The 16,874-nt window shown below is 68.4% G+C and carries 11 protein-coding genes; 4 read left to right on the plus strand and 7 right to left on the minus strand.

Features of this window, described 5'->3' with window-relative positions; translation table 11 throughout:
• Nucleotides 1-97: 97 nt before the first annotated feature.
• Together ISO16_RS16080 and ISO16_RS16085 are read right to left on the minus strand one after the other, a co-directional pair.
• Nucleotides 98-1,399, minus strand: a complete 1,302-nt coding sequence (locus tag ISO16_RS16080; protein ID WP_029546660.1) for an MFS transporter — start codon at nucleotides 1,397-1,399, stop codon at nucleotides 98-100.
• 101 nt (nucleotides 1,400-1,500) lie between these two features.
• The gene (locus tag ISO16_RS16085; protein ID WP_072636621.1) at nucleotides 1,501-3,168 is read right to left on the minus strand and encodes a class I adenylate-forming enzyme family protein; all 1,668 of its coding nucleotides are present in this window, start codon (nucleotides 3,166-3,168) and stop codon (nucleotides 1,501-1,503) included.
• 289 nt (nucleotides 3,169-3,457) lie between these two features.
• Between ISO16_RS16085 and ISO16_RS16090 the strand changes: the two genes are divergently transcribed.
• A complete protein-coding gene (locus ISO16_RS16090) occupies nucleotides 3,458-5,776 on the plus strand; it encodes an FHA domain-containing protein (RefSeq protein ID WP_072636622.1) in 2,319 nt (772 codons plus the stop codon).
• Between the two features lie 224 nt (nucleotides 5,777-6,000).
• Here ISO16_RS16090 and ISO16_RS16095 read toward each other — a convergent pair whose 3' ends face one another.
• Nucleotides 6,001-7,629 (minus strand): IS1634 family transposase, encoded by a 1,629-nt coding sequence (locus ISO16_RS16095; RefSeq protein ID WP_072634899.1) that lies wholly within the window; start codon nucleotides 7,627-7,629, stop codon nucleotides 6,001-6,003.
• Between the two features lie 479 nt (nucleotides 7,630-8,108).
• Here ISO16_RS16095 and ISO16_RS16100 point away from each other — a divergent pair, with 479 nt between their 5' ends.
• From ISO16_RS16100 to ISO16_RS16110, 3 genes are all read left to right on the plus strand, one after another.
• Complete coding sequence (locus ISO16_RS16100) at nucleotides 8,109-9,635, plus strand: class I adenylate-forming enzyme family protein (protein ID WP_072636624.1); 1,527 nt, start codon at nucleotides 8,109-8,111, stop codon at nucleotides 9,633-9,635.
• A gap of 106 nt (nucleotides 9,636-9,741) precedes the next feature.
• Nucleotides 9,742-10,353, plus strand: coding sequence for a TetR/AcrR family transcriptional regulator (locus tag ISO16_RS16105; protein ID WP_230304365.1), 612 nt, complete (start codon nucleotides 9,742-9,744; stop codon nucleotides 10,351-10,353).
• 358 nt (nucleotides 10,354-10,711) lie between these two features.
• A complete protein-coding gene (locus tag ISO16_RS16110) occupies nucleotides 10,712-11,554 on the plus strand; it encodes a mycofactocin-coupled SDR family oxidoreductase (RefSeq protein WP_072636626.1) in 843 nt (280 codons plus the stop codon).
• Between the two features lie 369 nt (nucleotides 11,555-11,923).
• Here the strand turns inward: ISO16_RS16110 and ISO16_RS16115 are convergent, their stop codons facing one another.
• Genes ISO16_RS16115 through ISO16_RS16130 form a run of 4 tightly spaced genes read right to left on the minus strand, consistent with a single transcriptional unit; the run spans nucleotide 11,924 to nucleotide 16,842 of the window.
• Nucleotides 11,924-12,682: an SDR family NAD(P)-dependent oxidoreductase gene (locus tag ISO16_RS16115; RefSeq protein ID WP_072636627.1), complete on the minus strand. Its 759-nt coding sequence runs from the start codon at nucleotides 12,680-12,682 to the stop codon at nucleotides 11,924-11,926.
• A complete protein-coding gene (locus ISO16_RS16120; protein WP_072636628.1) occupies nucleotides 12,679-14,241 on the minus strand; it encodes an acyl-CoA carboxylase subunit beta in 1,563 nt (520 codons plus the stop codon). The genes ISO16_RS16115 and ISO16_RS16120 overlap by 4 nt, the downstream gene beginning before the upstream one ends.
• Nucleotides 14,242-14,291: 50 nt before the next feature.
• On the minus strand, nucleotides 14,292-15,041 hold the full coding sequence (locus ISO16_RS16125) for an SDR family NAD(P)-dependent oxidoreductase (RefSeq protein ID WP_072636629.1): 750 nt from the start codon (nucleotides 15,039-15,041) through the stop codon (nucleotides 14,292-14,294).
• Between the two features lies 1 nt (nucleotide 15,042).
• Entirely contained in the window at nucleotides 15,043-16,842 is a 1,800-nt protein-coding gene (locus ISO16_RS16130; protein ID WP_072636630.1) for an acetyl/propionyl/methylcrotonyl-CoA carboxylase subunit alpha, read from the minus strand.
• Nucleotides 16,843-16,874: the final 32 nt, after the last annotated feature.

Here is a 16,874-nt window from a genome sequence, read left to right on the forward strand (position 1 = left end):
GCCCCAGCGTAACGGCATCCGGTCCGGGCCGCGGGACGTCACGGGACACGGCTGCGCCCCGCCGGTTCCGTGCCGGCGGGGCGCAGCCGATCGTCCGTCAGGCGTGTTCGAGGCGGATGCCCTTGGTCTCCTTCATGAAGACGCAGGCGATGCCGGTCAGCACGCACAGCACCATGATGTACACGCTGAACGCCCATCCGATGCCGCGGCCGATCAGGAGCTGATTCAGGTACGGGGCGGTTCCGCCGAACACCGCGACGGAGAACGAGTACGCGAAGCCGATCGCCTGGGTCCGCAGCCGGGTGGGGAAGCTCTCCGACAGCGTCGCCGACAGCACCGACGCGGGGACGGACACGACGAGCAGCGCGACGGTCGTCGCGACGAGCAGGGTCCATCCGGCCGAGGAGATCATCATCGTCAGCGGCAGCTGCAGTACGAGCATCAGTGCGGCGAACGCGAACAGCATCGGGCGGCGGCCGATCCGGTCGGACAGCATGCCCCAGAAGGGCAGGGAGACGAGCGCGATCGACTGGGCGATCACCGACATCCAGTAGGCGACGTCGGGGTCCATCCCCTGCTGGGTGATCGCGTAGGTGGCGACGTACGACGTCCAGGTGTAGTGGGCGGCGGTGATGCCGGAGGTCATGCCGATCATCAGCAGGATCGCGCGGACGACGGTCTTCCGCGGGATGCGCGGCTGCTCGTCCTGCTCCTGGTGGGCGTCGAACACGTCGCTCTCGTCCATGCTGCGACGCAGGTACAGGGCGACCAGGGCCAGGCAGGCGCCGATGAGGAATGGGATGCGCCAGCCCCATTCGGCGACGGCGGTTTCGGAGAGCGACGAGGTGACGGCGCCACCGATGCTGTAGGCGAGGACCGAGCCACCGAAGATCGCGATGAAGGCGACGCTGCCCCACATCCCGCGACGGTGCGGCGGGGCGATCTCACCGACGTACGAGTAGGCGGTGGCCGATTCGCCGCCGTGGGCGAAGCCCTGCATGATCCGCGCGGCGAGCAGGATCAGCGACGCCCACGCCCCGATGGACTCGTAGGTGGGCATGATGCCGATGACGAGGCTGCCCGTCGCCATCATGAGCATCGTGGTGACGAGGACGAACTTGCGGCCCCGCCGGTCGGCGATGCGGCCGAACACGATGCCGCCGAGGGGGCGCATGAGGAAGCCGACGGCGAAGACCGCGAGCGTCGACAGCAGCGCGGAGATCGGATCGGAGTTGTTGAACATCACCGCGGCGATGAACGGTGCGAAGACCGCGTAGGCGCTCCACTCGTACCACTCGAGCACGTTGCCGACCGCGCTGGCGAACAGCGATTTCTTCTTCGATGCCAGGGTGGGCGCGGTGTCGACCGCACCCCGGGTGTTCCGGACGTCGGTGTTCACGTCGTATCTCTTTTCGTTCGCGGGAGCGGTGGCCGAATGTCACATGGGTTCGATGTGACCGAACCCGTGTGACATTCGGTCACGCCGGAGGGGACGGACCGTCAGGCGGTCGGGGTGGGGATCGTGCGGTCGCGCAGGTCGCTGCGCCGGATCTTGCCGGTCTGGGTCTTGGGGAGGTTCTCGACGATGTGGACCCGGCGGGGCCGCTTGTAGGCGGCGAGGCGGTCGCGGACGAAGTCCACGAGCTCGCGCTCGGTGGTGTGGGCGTCGCGTTCGAGCGACACGTACGCGACCACGGATTCGCCCTGGTAGTCGTCGGGCTGGCCGACGACGGCGGCCTCGTGGACGGCGGGATGCTCGTACAGGGCGTCCTCGACCTCGCGGGGCCACACCTTGTATCCGGAGACGTTGATCTGGTCCTTCAGGCGGTCCACCAGGTAGACCCAGCCGTGCCGGTCGATGATCGCACCGTCGCCGGTGCGCAGCCGCCCGCCCGGCAGGGTGGCGGCGGACGCCTCGGGGTTGCGCCAGTACCCGGAGATCACCTGCGGGCCGGACAGTTCCAGTTCACCCTGCTTGCCGGGTTCGACGTCGGCGCCGTCCGCATCGACGACACGCGCGTCGAGCAGGGGCAGCGGGACGCCGATCGCGAGGGTGCCGCTGGCGGGGTCGACGGGTGCCCGCCGCCCGGGCGGTACCGCGATCACGCCGGAGGAGGTCTCGGTCATGCCGTAGGCGTTGTGGATGTACTTGCCGAACTTCGCTTCGAACTTCTCCACGGTCGCGGGCGGGATCGGCGCGCCGCCGGAGTAGAGGGTCTTGATCGAGGCGAAGTGGCGGGCCTCGGCGCCGGGGGTTTCGTACAGGGCGTTGAACACCGTGATCGAGCCGATCGTGAACGTGACCCCGTGCTCGACGAGGGCCTCGAGCGCGACCTCGGCGTTGAAGCGGTTCGCGAAGACCAGGGCGGTGTCGTGCACCAGCGCCAGCGTGGCGTTGATGACGGCGCCGGTGATGTGGAACAGCGGGGCGACGGCGAACACCGCGTCGCCGGCGGCCAGGCCGACGAAGGAACCGAAGGTGGTGGCCACGGCCAGCACGTTGGCGTGGGTGTTCATCGCACCCTTCGGCGGACCGGTGGTGCCGGAGGTGTAGGCGAGCAACGCGACGTCGTCGCCGGTGATCTCGACGTGGGGCGGCCGCCGGCCCCGGTGTTGTTCGATCAGCTCGACGAGGTCACCGTCGGGCGCGGCCACGGCGCGGTCCGTCGACGGGAAGACCCGGGCGTCGTCGCGGGTCTGGAAGTCCAGGTCGCTGGTGCTGAGGATCCACCGCACGGAGCTGTCGCGGACGGTGTCCGCGGTCTCCGCGACGGCGGTGTCGGCGCACACGATGCCGACGATCTCGGCGTCGTCGACGAGGCGGCGCAGTTCGGCCCGCCGGTACATGGGGTTGAGCACGAGCGCCGCGGCCCCGAGCTTCCACAACGCGAGCAGGGTCAGCGCGTACTGGGGGATGTTCTGCAGGTAGATGCCCACCCGGTCGCCGCGCTGCACCCCACGGGCGGCGAGGGCGACGGCGAGGGCGTCGGAGAGCTCGTCGGTCTCGCGGGCGGTCAGCACACCGTCGAAGTAGGCGATGGCCTTGCCGTCCGGGTTGGCATCCACGCGGGCGCGCCACGCGTCCACCAGGGAGACGAACGGCACCGCCGGCTCGGGATCGAACCCGTTCGGGTAGAGCGCGGTCCAGGGACGCTTCTCGGACGTCACGACGCAGTTCCTTCCACTCGACTGCGGAACCTTCCCACCGCCACGACCGATCGCTCGGTCGGTAAGCGGTCTGTTAGTAGTGTCCTGGGCCACACAAGCGCCTGTCAAATCGGGCACACCACACTCGCGCCGTCCGCGTCGACGGCCTGGCCTGGGCATTCCCGGAGTGGGAGAATCGGAGATCGACCGGCTCCCGGCGCACGATGCGACGAGCGGTCGGGAATCGTCGGTGGGCGGTCGAGGACCGCACGTCGGTGCGAGCGGACACGTCTGACGGAAGGCCGAGACGATGGACGACCTGGAGACCCGGCACGCGCAGGTCCTGCTCGAATGGGACGACGGGCGCGCCGGCTACGGCCCCGGCGCGACGGTGCGCATCGGCCGCGACCGATCGATGGACGTCACCCTCGACGACCCGGTGGTCTCCCGCGAACACGCGTTCCTGCACTGGGACGACGGGTGGTATCTCGTCGACTCCGGCAGCAAGAACGGGCTTTTCGTCGACGGCCGCCGGGTGGAGCGGGTCCGGGTCACCGGGACCGTCGTCGCCAGGCTCGGCGACCGGGCCGAGGGACCCGACCTCCGGATCTCCGTCGCCGAACCCGAGGCGACCCGCGAACGCAGATGGGGGCTGCTCGACCAGCTGACCGCGGTCCGCGCCGGCGACACCCGCGGACCGCTGCGCCGGCCCCGTCCCGCGCCCCGGCCCGGCGACGTGTCGATCGGCCGCGCCGCCGACAACGCCGTCGTCGTCCCCGACGTCCTGGCCTCCCGGCAGCACGCGGCCCTGCGCACCGGACCGTCCGGTCTCGAGATCGAGGACCTCGGCAGCGTCAACGGCACCTTCGTCGCCGGCACCCGGATCACCCGCGCCGCCCTCACCGAGGGCGACGTCGTGACGATCGGCAACACCGACCTCGTCGTCCGGGACGGCACCCTCGTCCCCCGGGAGAAGGTGGTGGCTCCCGCGACCGGTGGCCTGCGGGTCCGCGCCGTCGGGCTGACCATCGACGGGAATCGTCGGCTGCTCCACGACGTCACCCTGGCCGCGCCGCCCGGCACGCTCACCGCCGTCATCGGCCCCTCCGGCGCCGGCAAATCCACCGTGGCCAAGATCGTGTCCGGCACCGGCAACCCCACCGACGGGGTCGTGGAGTTCGACGGCCACAGCGTGCACGCCGAATACCAGGCCCTGCGCTCCCGGATCGGTCTCGTCCCCCAGGACGACGTGCTCCACCGGCAACTCACCGTCCGCGAGGCCCTCGGCTACGCCGCCGAACTGCGGCTGCCGCCGGACACCACCCGCGCCGACCGCGACGAGGTGATCGCTCGGGTGCTCGCCGAGCTACAGCTCACCGAGCACGCCGGTACCCGCGTCGACCGCCTCTCCGGGGGCCAGCGCAAGCGCGCGTCGGTCGCCCTCGAACTGCTCACCGGGCCGTCGCTGCTGATCCTCGACGAACCCACCTCCGGCCTCGACCCGGCGCTCGACCGGCAGATCATGACCACGCTGCGCCGCCTCGCCGACTCCGGCCGGGTCGTCCTCGTCATCACGCACTCGCTGTCCTACCTCGAACTGTGCGACCAGGTGCTGCTGCTCGCCCCCGGCGGCAAGACCGCCTACGTCGGGCCGCCCGGCGAGGTCGGCGCCGCCCTCGGCAGCACCGACTGGGCGGAGATCTTCGCCCGCGTCGCGGCCGAACCCGACGCGGTGCACGCCGAGCACCTCGCCCGCAGCGCGGCCGTCGACCATCCCCCCGCCGCCGCCCCCGGGCCGCTGGGCCGCCCCGCCCACACCTCCCGCCGCCGACAGCTGAGCACCGTCGCCCGGCGGCAGATGCGGCTGATCCGTGCCGACCGCGGCTACCTCGTCTTCCTGTCACTGCTGCCGTTCATCCTCGGCGGGCTGTCGATCCTGGTGCCCGGCAGCGACGGATTCGGCCCACCGAGCCCGGGGGCGGAGCCCGGCGAGCTGGCATTCATCCTCATCCTGCTGATCCTCGGCGCCTGCTTCATGGGCTCGTCGCTCACCGTCCGGGACCTCGTCGGCGAACGGATGATCTACCACCGCGAACGCGCCGCCGGGCTCGCGCCCTCGGCGTACCTGATCGCGAAGATCGTGGTGTTCTGCGCCGCCGCGATCGTGCAGTCGCTCGTGCTGGTCCTCGTCGTCCTCGTCGGCAAGGGCACCCCCGGGCCCGGCAGCGTGATCCCCTCCGGCAGCGTCGAACTCGTCGTCGACATCGCGCTGACCACGTGTGCCTGCGTGGTGGTCGGCCTGGCCCTGTCGGCCGTCGCCCGGTCCGGCGAACAGGTGATGCCGCTGCTCGTCGTGACGGTCATGGTGCAACTCGTGCTCAGCGGCGGCCTGATTCCCATCACCGGGCGCGCCGTGCTCGCCCAGCTGTCGTGGCTGTCGCCGTCGCGCTGGGGCTATGCCGCGACCGCCTCGACCGCCGACCTGCGTGCCAAGGACCCGACCGCCGAGGCCGACGTGCTGTGGCAACACGCCCCGTCGTGGTGGCTGCTCTCCGCCGGGATGCTGCTCCTCCTCGGCATCGTCTACGCCACGTTCACCTACACCCGGTTGCGGCTGCGCGCCCGGTGAGCCCTCAACACCGCCACGAGGACCATCGACCTGGGAGGACGCTGACGTAGCCGATCGTCGGATCGGTCCTGGCGCGTACCTCCCGCGGCAGGGTGTCGCGGATGGCGCCGACCTCGAGGCGAGCCGCCCGGCGGGCCCCGGCCCGGCCGGCCACGGGCCGACTTGATCGCCGCGATCTTCGCGCTGAGCACCGGTGCGCGTCAGGCCCGAGTTGGCTCATTTTGTTAGTGCGTGAGTCCAGATCCTGAAATCCGGTCGAGCAGTGCTTGTAGGTCGGCGTCGACCTGCGGTGGGAACGTGTGTCGGGTGCCGTTGATCGCGATGGTCGCCGACCGCAACGGTCGCAGCAGCTTGACGACCTTGCCGATCGCGAGGCCACTGCGTTCCTGCACCACCCGGGAAACGGCCAACGCCGCGAACACCACGGTCAGGTGCGCCTCGATCGCATCGCGGGTGCGATGGAAGATCGGCCGGGCCCGCAGATCCGTCTTCGACATCCGAAACGACTGCTCGACGTGCCACAACTCGTGGTACTTCGCGATGATTTCACGCGGATCCATCAATGGGGCAGGGAGATTGGTGACGTAACCTTTCAGGCCGACGAGCATCCGTGCCCGCTCGAGCGAGGCGGTGTCCAGTCGCCGGCCCTTCGCGGTCACCGTCACGAACCGCGTGGACTTCGGAACCGTGTCCCCGTCGACCACCGCCCGGGCACGGGCCTCCTGGGCATTGAGGGTCTTCTCGTCCCGGCCGGCGCGGCTGCGTGAGTACTGCCAGATCGCCCGCCACGCGTTCGGATGCGCTGTCGCGTTCCAGATTGGCTCGGCCCGTCGCCGGGGATTGTTGACCACGGAGCGGCCGTGCCGCGGAGTGATGGTGTCGATGATCTGGCCATCGGTGAAAACGTTTCCATTCCAATGGAAGTGCGATGCAAGATCACCGGGCGCCTTCGTGGTACGGGAGCCGACGATGAACTTCAGTCCGGCCTCGTCCAACGCTGCGAGGTTGGCGGCGGACAGCATCCCGGCGTCAGCGGCCACGACCATCTCGACCCCGTCGAGGTCGTGGCGGGCCTGGAACTGCCGTACGATCGGCACGATCGTGCGGGTTTCGGCCGAATTGCCCTCGTAGCATCCGATCTCCAGCGGGAAACCGGTTCTGTCCACAAGCAACCCCACCACGATCTGCGGGTCGACCCGCCGTTCCTTCGAGTACCCGACTTTGCGCAGGTCATCTTCCTTTTCTGCTTCGAAGTACAAGGTCGTCACGTCGTACAACAACAGGCTCAAACCACCGGTTTCGGCGGCATACTCGAAACACTGCTCGGCGATGCGATCCCGGTATCTGCCGGTATTGATCTGCCCCAGGTGGCGTTTGATCGTGGCGTAGCTCGGCGGATCGGCCCCGAGGTCCTTCAGGACGCGACCGGCGTCGAGTTTCGAGCCGGGCTCGACGATGCGGGCGATCACCAGATCGCGGAAGACCGCATCGTCGACGATCCCGAACCCGAGCTGGTCGTACACATCGGTCAGCACCTGGCGCAGCAGCACCGACCCGGTCGATTCGGTGCGCCCCGGCGCGTCCACCTGCGAAGTTCGCTGAGCAGGGTCGAAAAGTGCGCTCTGGCCGCCGGCCAGGGGCTTTTCGACCGGAACCTGCGGGGTGACGCCCAGATCGAGAACCTGCTGATCGGGTTCGAGCCAGGCCCGAGCGCGTTCGAGAAGCATGCCGAGTTCGACGTCGGTATGTGCGGAACCGATGTGCTTGACGATCTCCTGCCGGCCGCCCACATATCGGGCGATCTGCACGGCCGTGGCCCCGGATTTGGTGCGCACCTTCCTGACAAACGCCACCTGCCGAGCCTAGAACCAGCGCCGTTAGTGCGTGAAATCAGACCGATCCCGACGAGAAACTGCAGGTCACAGACGTGAGCCGCTGTTCATCCCGGAAACGTGAGCCAACTCGGGTGGCGCCGACCTCGAGGCGAGCCGCCCGGCGGGCCCCGGCCCGGCCGGCCACGGGCCGACTTGATCGCCGCGATCTTCGCGCTGAGCACCGGTGCGCGTCAGGGCCATGATGGCGTCGGTCCGGGCTCCTGTGATCGCGGTGCCCTAGAGCTTCCGTCGGTAGCGAGAGTGCCCGCCGCAGGCCGACACACCGTGAGGACCCGCCCAGCGCCTCCATGAGAATTGCGCCGGATTCCCATCCCCTCCGTCAGTTGCGGCCTGTCCGACACTCCCTACTGCCGTGAGACAACCTGGGACTAGCAAACGTACGTACGTTTAGCGTAGTGTTGGAGACCACACTGACACCTGTACGGCTAAGGAGAACGATGTTTACTCTCGTCGACGCTATTCGTCGTAACGAGCGGCTGGTGCCTCAACGCGAAGCGATCTTCGACGGGACGCGGCGGCTCACCCATGGAGAACTCGCCGATCGGGCGTGGCGGATCGCTGCCGGCCTCCGGGCCCAGGGTGTCAAGCCCGGCGACACCGTCGGTGTGCTGGCCGGCAACACGGCCTTCAGCATCGAAACGTTTCTCGGCATCGTGGCCGCCGGGGCGGCCTTCGTCCCGTACAACTGGCGGTGGGCCACCGAGGAGCTGACGCACGGTATCAACGAGACGGGCGCCCGCGTCGTCCTCGTCGGTGACGGATTCGATGCCGCGATCGCCGAGGTGCTGGCCGGCGGCGGCCTGAACGGGCCGATTACGGTCGTGCACGAGGGCGAGGAGTTCGACCACCTTCTGAGCTTGCAGTCGCTCCGGGATGTCCCGGTCGGCCCGTCAGATGCCGCCTGCATTCTGTTCACCGGCGGAACCACCGGGTTCTCCAAGGGCGTCGTACTCTCGCACTCGGCGATTCTGACCAACGCCGTCAACGAGATCGCGGACTGTCGGATCGGCGGCCGGGCGAACGACCGCGGTCTGGTCGTCACCCCGCTGTTCCACTCCGCAGCCCTGCTGTGCTGGTTCCTCCCGCACTACGTCACCGGCAACAGCTCGGTCCTCGTGCACAAGTTCGTGGAGGACGAGATTGCGGACCTCGTCGCCCGCGAGTCGATCACCAACATGTTCCTCGTGCCCAACATGATCCGGCGCATGCTCAAGGCGGGCACGTTCGACACCGACGGGTTCCGCAGCCACTTCAAGGCCCTGCACACCGGTGCCGGCCTGTTGCGCATGCCGGACAAGCTGGCGGTGTCGGCGCTGATCCCGGACGTCGAGCTGTTCTTCCGCTACGGACTCACCGAAGCCGGACCGATGGTCACCCGGCTGCAGCCCCACGACATGCTCCGGCCGGAGATCGACGGCTCGATCGGGACCGAGTACCTGCTCACCGAGGTCGAACTGCGCGATCTGTACGACGGCACCCCGGCCGCCGTCGGGGAGATCGGGGAGATCTGTGTCCGCGGTCCCAATCTGATGACCGGTTACTTCGGGCGTCCGGAGGCCACCAAGGAGGTGCTCGAGAACGGGTGGCTGCGCACCGGCGACCTTGCGGTCCGCGACGAGCAGGGCTACCTGTACTTCCGTGACCGAGCCAAGGACATGATCAAGACCGGCGGCGAGAATGTGTACAGCTCGGAGATCGAGCAACTGCTCCACACGCACCCGGCGGTCATGGAAGCGGCCGTCCTCGGTGTTCCGAGTGAGGAATGGGACGAGGAAGTGCGCGCGGTCATCGCAGTTCGACCGGGCCAGAGCGTCACGGAGGCGGAGATCGCGTCGTTCCTGCGCGAGCGCCTGGCGGGCTACAAGGTGCCGAAGATGATCGCCTTGGTCGGACCGAACGCCCTGCCGATGAATCCCAGCGGCAAGATCGTCAAGACAAACATCCGGGCGGCGATGGGCTGGTAACGGCGCGTAGACGATCAGCCAGATGTGGATCGGCTAACGTACGATTGTTTTCGAGATCGCTCGCCGGCCCCTTCGGGGACCGTCTACTTTACTTCGGAGGGGCACAGTGACTCGAGCAACTCGGGTGACACGCGGCGGCGCGCGCACCAATCTCGCGATTCGCGAGGCCGCGGCCAAGCTGTTCTACGCGCACGGCTACGAGGCGACGTCGCTGCGCACGGTGGCCAGTGAGGTCGGCATCCAGGTCGGCAGCCTCTACAACCACATCAGCGGTAAAGAGGAACTCCTGACCGACATCATGGTGTCGGTCATGGACGAACTCCTCGAAGCGGTCCACGCCGCGCTCGAGAGTGTCGACGGCACGGCAGTGGACCGCTTCAAGGCTGCGGTCGATTGCCACATCCGCTACCACGCCGAACACGCCCGGGAAGTCTTCATCGGCAATTCCGAGCTGCGCTCGCTCAGCGACGGGGACCTCGAAGAAGTCCTCGCCAAACGCGCCGAATACGAGCGGTTGCTGCAGAAGCTGGTCAAGGACGTCGCCAGGGAGACCGGCGCCGACATCCTCGACGCCAAACTGCAGACCTACTCGATTCTGGCGCAGGGCGCACACGTGTCGTCCTGGTACAAGCCCGGCGGCCCCAAGTCGCTCGACAAGGTGGTCAACACCTACATCACGATGGCCCTGCGTCAGCTCGGCGTCGAGACCGCCGGCTGACCGACATACCGACTCGGGTCGACGAGTATTCGCGCACGTCGACCCGGCGGGGCCGCCTGTGCTGGGCCGCTCCGCGGGGCGTGCCGGTATGCCATGCCGCCTAGACCTCGACCGTGCATTGCAGCGGAGGCCTTCGTTCCTGCTGTTGCGAAAGTCTCTGTTCGAGAGTGAATTTCACCAGATCTGAGCCGCCTTTGCGATTGCGGCATCGAGCTCGTGACGGGCTCACGCTCTCCTCGAGCGAGGTGGTTGACATTTGCTGTCGTTCAGATCACACTCTAAGGAAACAAACGCACGTACGTTTGTTGCCACTCACCCGATACCGGCAGTGAAGTACATCGAGAGATTGGGAAACTCAATGAGCCGCTTGGAGGGCAAGGTCGCCCTGATCACCGGGGCCGCACGCGGCCAGGGACGTTCACACGCACTGGGACTGGCGAAAGAGGGCGCTGACATCATCGCCATCGACATCGCCGACCAGATCGGCAGTGTGCCGTACCCGATGGCCTCGCTCGAGGACCTGAAGGAAACGGCACGGCTGGTCGAGGAACTGGGCCGCCGCGTAGTCACCGCCCAGGCCGACGTACGCAATCTGCAGCAGATGCAGGCCGCCGTCGCCGACGGCCTCGCCGAATTCGGCAAGATCGACATCGTCTGCGCCAACGCGGGCATCATCTCGGCCAACAAGGTCCTGGACCTGACCGAAGAACAGTGGAACGACATGATCGACACGAACCTGACCGGTGTCTTCCACACCGTCAAGGCCGCGGTCCCGAACATGGTCGAGCGCGGAGAGGGCGGCTCGGTGATCTTCACCGGATCGACCTCGAGCCTGAGTGGATACCCGAACGTCGGCCACTACGTCACCGCCAAGCACGGCATCGTCGGCCTGATGCACACCCTCGCGAACGAGCTCGGCCCCAAGGGAATCCGGGTCAACGCGGTGCACCCGACGAACGTCAACACCAAACTGCTGCAGAACGAGACCTTCTACGGGCTGTTCCGACCCGACCTCGAGCACCCCACCCTCGAGGACTCCCGCGATGCCTTCGCCACCATGCACTCGCTGCCGAACATCCCGTGGGTCGAACCCATCGACATCACCAACGCGATCATCTTCCTGGCCTCCGATGAATCGCGCTACATCACCGGAATCAACCTGCCCATCGACGCCGGCGCCAGCCAGAAGGTCGGCGGCTGACACTCCCGGATCCCGCGGTCGGGCGGCATACAGCCCCGACCGCGGGAACCCGGTTGCCCGGCACCAGCACGCTCTCGCCGTACCCTGCGTCACCCGGTTCAACGCGCGTGACACCCACGTACTGCCCGCACTTCGGCCGACACGCCGGGGTGCGGGCAGTACTTCTTTCACGTGCCTTCGTCGGCCGTCAGACTCGCCGACGTGGTCCGGACCGGGCCGCAGCCGCCGCGCAGGGAAGGGACAGGCCAGCGGTCCTCCGGAAACGCCGACCGAGTGAAGTGGTGGGCTTGTGGCTCACGCACAACGAAATCCCGGACCCTCGTCGCTCGAGGGCCCGGGATTTCGTGGCCGAGCACGGCGGTCGCGGTGTCAGAGCGCCATGCCGCCGTCGACGGGCAGAACCACACCGGTGGTCCAGTCGTCTTCGAGTGCGAAACGCGCGATCCACCGCGCGGTGTCGAGCGGGTCGCCGACCCGCCGCAACGGAATCGCGGCTGCGCGCTCGCGTAGGAGGGTCGACTCCTGCTCCGCGCTCATCCCGGCCGACCGGTAGATCGCCGTGGGTGTCGGCCCGGGAGCCACGGCGTTGACCCGCACCCCCGCCGGTGCCAGCTCGAGCGCCCAGCACCGGGTCAGATGCGCCACCGCCGCCTTGGAGGCGGCGTAGTGCGCATTGCTGACGGTCGGCTTGAGGGCGACCGAGCTGGCCACGTTCACGATCGAGCCCCGGCTACTCTCGAGCGCCGGGAGCAACGCCTGCGTGACGTGCGTGGTTCCGAGCACGTTCACTTCGAACAACGAGCGCACCGATGCCGCACTGACCTCGGCGAGCGGCCCGGCCAGAAACACACCTGCACAATTGATCACGAAATCAATTCTCTGCCAATGGTTCTGCGCGGACACGGCGGCCGAAGCGACTGCATCGGCATCGGTGACATCGACGGTACGAGCTGCGACATGGTCGCAGTCGGCCAGGTCGGACAACGCGTCAGCGCTGCGGTCCCACGCATCCACGCGGGCGCCGTGGTCGACGAGCATCTCGAGGCAGGCGCGGCCGATCCCGGTGCCCGCACCGGTGACGACTCCGGTGAGCCCTTCCCGCCGCGGGGCGAGCACCGGGCCGCTCATACCGGGGTGACGCCGTTGCGGCGGGCGGGGGCGGTGCGGTCCCGCTTGCGGTAGAGGGCGAGGCGCTGGGTGAGTTCGTTGCGCAGCTCGTTTGCGGGCACGACGGCTTCGACGGCGTTCTCGTTGGCGATCTTGAACACGTCGATCCCGGCGGCGTACTCGGCCTGCTTCTCGGCGATGAACGCCGCGCGCTCCTCGGGGTCCTCGATGGCCTGGATGCGGTTGTAGTGGATGCCGTTGACCGCGGCATCCGGGCCCATCAGCGCGGGCTTGGCCGTCGGCAGCGCGATCAGGGCGTCCGGCTGCATCGGGGCGCCGGACATCGCGAGGTAGCCGCCGCCGTACGCCTTGCGCAGCAGCACGGTGATGCGCGGGACGCGGGCTTCGGAGACCGCGAAGATCATCTTCGCGCCGTGCCGGATGATGCCCTGACGTTCGACCTCGGAGCCGATCATGTAGCCGGCGATGTCGACCAGGAACAGGATCGGGATGTTGTAGGCATTGCAGATCCAGATGAACCGCGCGGCCTTGTCGGAGGAATCGGGGAAGATCACCCCACCCTTGACGGTGGGCTGGTTGGCGACGATGCCGACGCTCTGCCCGTTCAAGCGGGCGAATCCGGTGACCAGTTCCGGGGCGAACAGGTCCTTGTACGGGAAGAAGCTGGCGTCGTCGACGAGCGAGTCGATCAGTTCGTGGATGTCGAAGATCTCGGACTCGACCTCGGGGACGATCTCCTTGATGGTCCGGGCACCGGACGGGTCGGCCGGTGCGGTGACCGGGGGTTCCTGTTGCCAGTTCGACGGCAGGAACGACAGCCACACCCGCACGGCGGCGATGGCTTCGGCGTCGTCTTCGACGAGGACGTCGGACAGACCGGAGACGGTCGAGTGCATCTCCGCCCCGCCCATTTCCTCGAGGGTGACGTCCTCGCCGGTGACCATCTGGGCCAGGCGCGGGGACCCGAGGTAGGCGGTGGCGTGCCCGCGGACCATGATCGTCAGATCGCACAGCGCGGGCACGTAGGCCGAGCCGGCGGGGGAGGGGCCGAACAGGGCACAGACCTGGGGGACGCGGCCGGAGATCTGGACCTGGTTGTAGAAGATGTTGCCCCAGGCGCGGCGGCCGACGAAGCTTTCGAACTGTTCGTCGATGCGGGCGCCGGCGGAGTCGAACAGGTACACGATCGGGGTGCCGGTGGAGTCGGCGAGTTCCTGCGCGCGGGTGATCTTCTCGAAGGTCCGCTTGCCCCAGGTGCCGGCCTTGACGGTGTAGTCGTTGGCGATCACGACCACGTCGCGGCCGTCGACCTTGCCGACCGCGGTGACCACGGCGTCGCCGGGCAGACCCTCGTCGAAGCGGGCCAGCAGGCCGTCCTCGAAGGACCACCCGTTGTCGAAGAGCAACTCGAGCCGGTCGCGGACCAGCATCTTGCCGGCCTCGATCTGCTTCTGACGCTGCTTCTCCGAGCCGCCGAGCCGGGCCGCGGCCAGGCGGGCGTCGAGTTCTTCGTGCGGCCCCACCGGGGCGGTGGTCTTCTGGTCGAGAATGTCAGTCATGATCTTTCCAAACTGTTTGGGAGGTACTGGATTGCGAATCGACGGTGCTGTCATCGGTAGCTGAACAGCAGGGAGGCGCCACCGTCGATCACGGTGGTGGTGCCGTTGACCCCGCGGGAGGAGCGGCCGGCGAGGAAGCCGATGACCGCGGCGACGTCCTCGGGGTCGAGGATGCGCCCGGTCGGGGTCTTGGCCGCCATCCGCTCTGCCGCGGGTCGGTCGAGCATCGGGGTGACCATCGCGCCGGGAGCGACTGCGTTCACGGTGACTGTGGTCCCCCAGAAGTCGAACAGCAACGAACTGGTCAGGTTGATCAGCGCGGCCTTGGAAGCGGCGTAGGCGGGGTACTCGTAGCCGCGGGTGCCGGCGAAGGAGGCGCAGTTGATCACCCGCCCGTATTCGGCGGCCCGCAGATCGTCGGCGAAGGACTGGGTGAGCAGGAACGGGGCGGTGACGTTGACGTCCATGACCTGCCGCCAGGACGCGGCGTCGGTGTCGGCGAGATGGGTGCGGCGCAGGATGCCGGCGATGTTGACCAGATGTGAGACCTGACCGAGGTCGGCGTGCACCGCTTCGACCAAGGATTCGGCCGCCGACTCGGAGGTGATGTCCACACCGTAGGCGGCGCTGGCCACCCCGTGGCCGCTCAGCTCGGTGGCGGTGCGCTCGGCGGCGACTTGGTCGATGTCGACACAGGCAACCGCCAGGCCCAAGTCACCGAGCGCCGCCGCGGTGACCGCCCCGAGCCCGCCGCCGGCGCCGGTGACGACCGCGACCGACGACCCTGCTGGTGTGGCCATCTCACTCACCTGCCGCCACGACGGTGGCCAGGGCGGCGCCGGAGGCCACGACCTGACCGACCTTCACCTGCAGGGACTCCACGACACCGGCGATAGCGGCGCGGATCGGGTTCTGCATCTTCATCGCCTCCAGGACCATGAGCACCTGGCCCGCTTCGACCTGGGCGCCGACCTCGACGTCGATCTGGGCGACCGTGCCCTGCATCGGACTCTTGACCTCACCGCTCGCTGCGGCGCCACCGCCTCGCTTCTTGCGCGGCCCGCCGCTCGCGCCGGTCGCACGCCGGGCCGGGGCCTCGGCCGCCAGGGCACCGGGAACGGCTGCCGTGGCCGGTGAAAAGAACGGGATCACGTAGCGGCGATCACCGACCCACACCTCGTTGCGGGGCTGGATCTCCTCGTTCTCGGCGTCGTCGTCGGTGTCGGGGTCTACGACCGGCGGCAGCATCGAGGCGAAGTCGATGTCGTGTTCGAGCCAGTTGGTGTGCATGGCCACATTGCGGAAGTCCTTGTGTGCAATGATCTCTCGTGCGGCAGGGACCGTGGTGGGAACGCCGTCGATGACCAGTTCGTCCAAGGCGAGGGTCAGCCGGTCCAGGGCTCGGTCCCGGCTGGGTGCCCACACGATGAGCTTGCCGACCAGGCTGTCGTAGTAGGGCTGGACCTCGTCGCCGGATTCGTAGCCGCCGTCCCAGCGGACACCGGCCCGGGTCGGCGCCTTGACGGTGGCGATCGGGCCGGGACTGGGCATGAAAAGCGCACCCCGGGTGTCCTCGGCGTTGACGCGGACCTCGATCGCATGCCCGCGCGGGGCGGCACCGGACTCGGTGATCGACAGCGGTTCCCCGGCGGCGACGGCGAGCTGTTCGGCGACCAGATCCAGACCGAGGGTCATCTCGGTGACCGGGTGCTCGACCTGGATGCGGGTGTTCATCTCCAGGAAGTAGAAGGCCTCCCGGTCGGCCTCGACGAGGAACTCGACGGTGCCGGCACCGACGTAGCCGACTTGCTTGGCCAGACGGACCGAGGCTTCGCCCATGGCGCGGCGCAGCTCGTCGGACAGGCCGGGGGCGGGAGCCTCCTCGATCAGTTTCTGGTGCCGGCGCTGGACCGAGCAATCGCGGTCGCCGATCCATACCGCATTGCCGTGGGTGTCGGCGAAGACCTGGACTTCGACGTGGCGGGCACTGGACAGGTACCGCTCGAGGTAGACGTCGTCGCGGCCGAACGCGGCGGCCGATTCCTGTTTGGCCGAGGCGAAAGCGGATTCGGCGTCGGGGGCCGAGGCGACCATCCGCATGCCGCGGCCACCACCACCGTAGGTGGCCTTGATCGCGACCGGGTAGCCGTGCTCGTCGCCGAACGCGATCACATCCGCCGCGGAGGCGATGGTGCCCTGCGAACCGGGGACCTGCGGGACGTCGGCCTTCGCGGCGATCTCGCGGGCGGCGATCTTCGATCCCATCACCTCGATCGCCGACGAGGGTGGCCCGATGAAGATCAGCCCGGCATCCTCGACGGCCTTGGCGAAGGCGGCGTTCTCGGCCAGGAAGCCGTAGCCGGGGTGCACGGCCTGTGCGCCGGTGCTTCGGGCGGCCTCGATGATCTTGTCGATCGCCAGGTACGACTCGGACGCCGCCGCCGCGCCGAGCAGCACCGCTTCGTCGGCCAGCCGCACGTGGAGCGCCTTCTCGTCGGCCTCCGAGTACACGGCGACGCTGGCGATGCCGGCCTCTGTGCACGTGCGAATGATGCGGACCGCGATTTCGCCGCGGTTGGCGACGAGGACCTTGGACAACATGCCCGGACTCCTTGGGGGTGTGAATATCTGTG

This window comes from Rhodococcus sp. M8 (assembly GCF_015654185.1).
Classification (GTDB): domain Bacteria; phylum Actinomycetota; class Actinomycetes; order Mycobacteriales; family Mycobacteriaceae; genus Rhodococcus; species Rhodococcus aetherivorans.

Excerpts from the sequence above, each read along its gene's own strand:
- ISO16_RS16090 (WP_072636622.1), top strand. The coding sequence starts at position 3,458 with ATGGACGACCTGGAGACCCGGCACGCGCAGGTCCTGCTCGAATGGGAC.
- ISO16_RS16100 (WP_072636624.1), top strand. The coding sequence starts at position 8,109 with ATGTTTACTCTCGTCGACGCTATTCGTCGTAACGAGCGGCTGGTGCCT.
- ISO16_RS16110 (WP_072636626.1), top strand. The coding sequence starts at position 10,712 with ATGAGCCGCTTGGAGGGCAAGGTCGCCCTGATCACCGGGGCCGCACGC.
- ISO16_RS16115 (WP_072636627.1), bottom strand. The coding sequence starts at position 12,682 with ATGAGCGGCCCGGTGCTCGCCCCGCGGCGGGAAGGGCTCACCGGAGTC.
- ISO16_RS16120 (WP_072636628.1), bottom strand. The coding sequence starts at position 14,241 with ATGACTGACATTCTCGACCAGAAGACCACCGCCCCGGTGGGGCCGCAC.
- ISO16_RS16125 (WP_072636629.1), bottom strand. The coding sequence starts at position 15,041 with ATGGCCACACCAGCAGGGTCGTCGGTCGCGGTCGTCACCGGCGCCGGC.
- ISO16_RS16130 (WP_072636630.1), bottom strand. The coding sequence starts at position 16,842 with ATGTTGTCCAAGGTCCTCGTCGCCAACCGCGGCGAAATCGCGGTCCGC.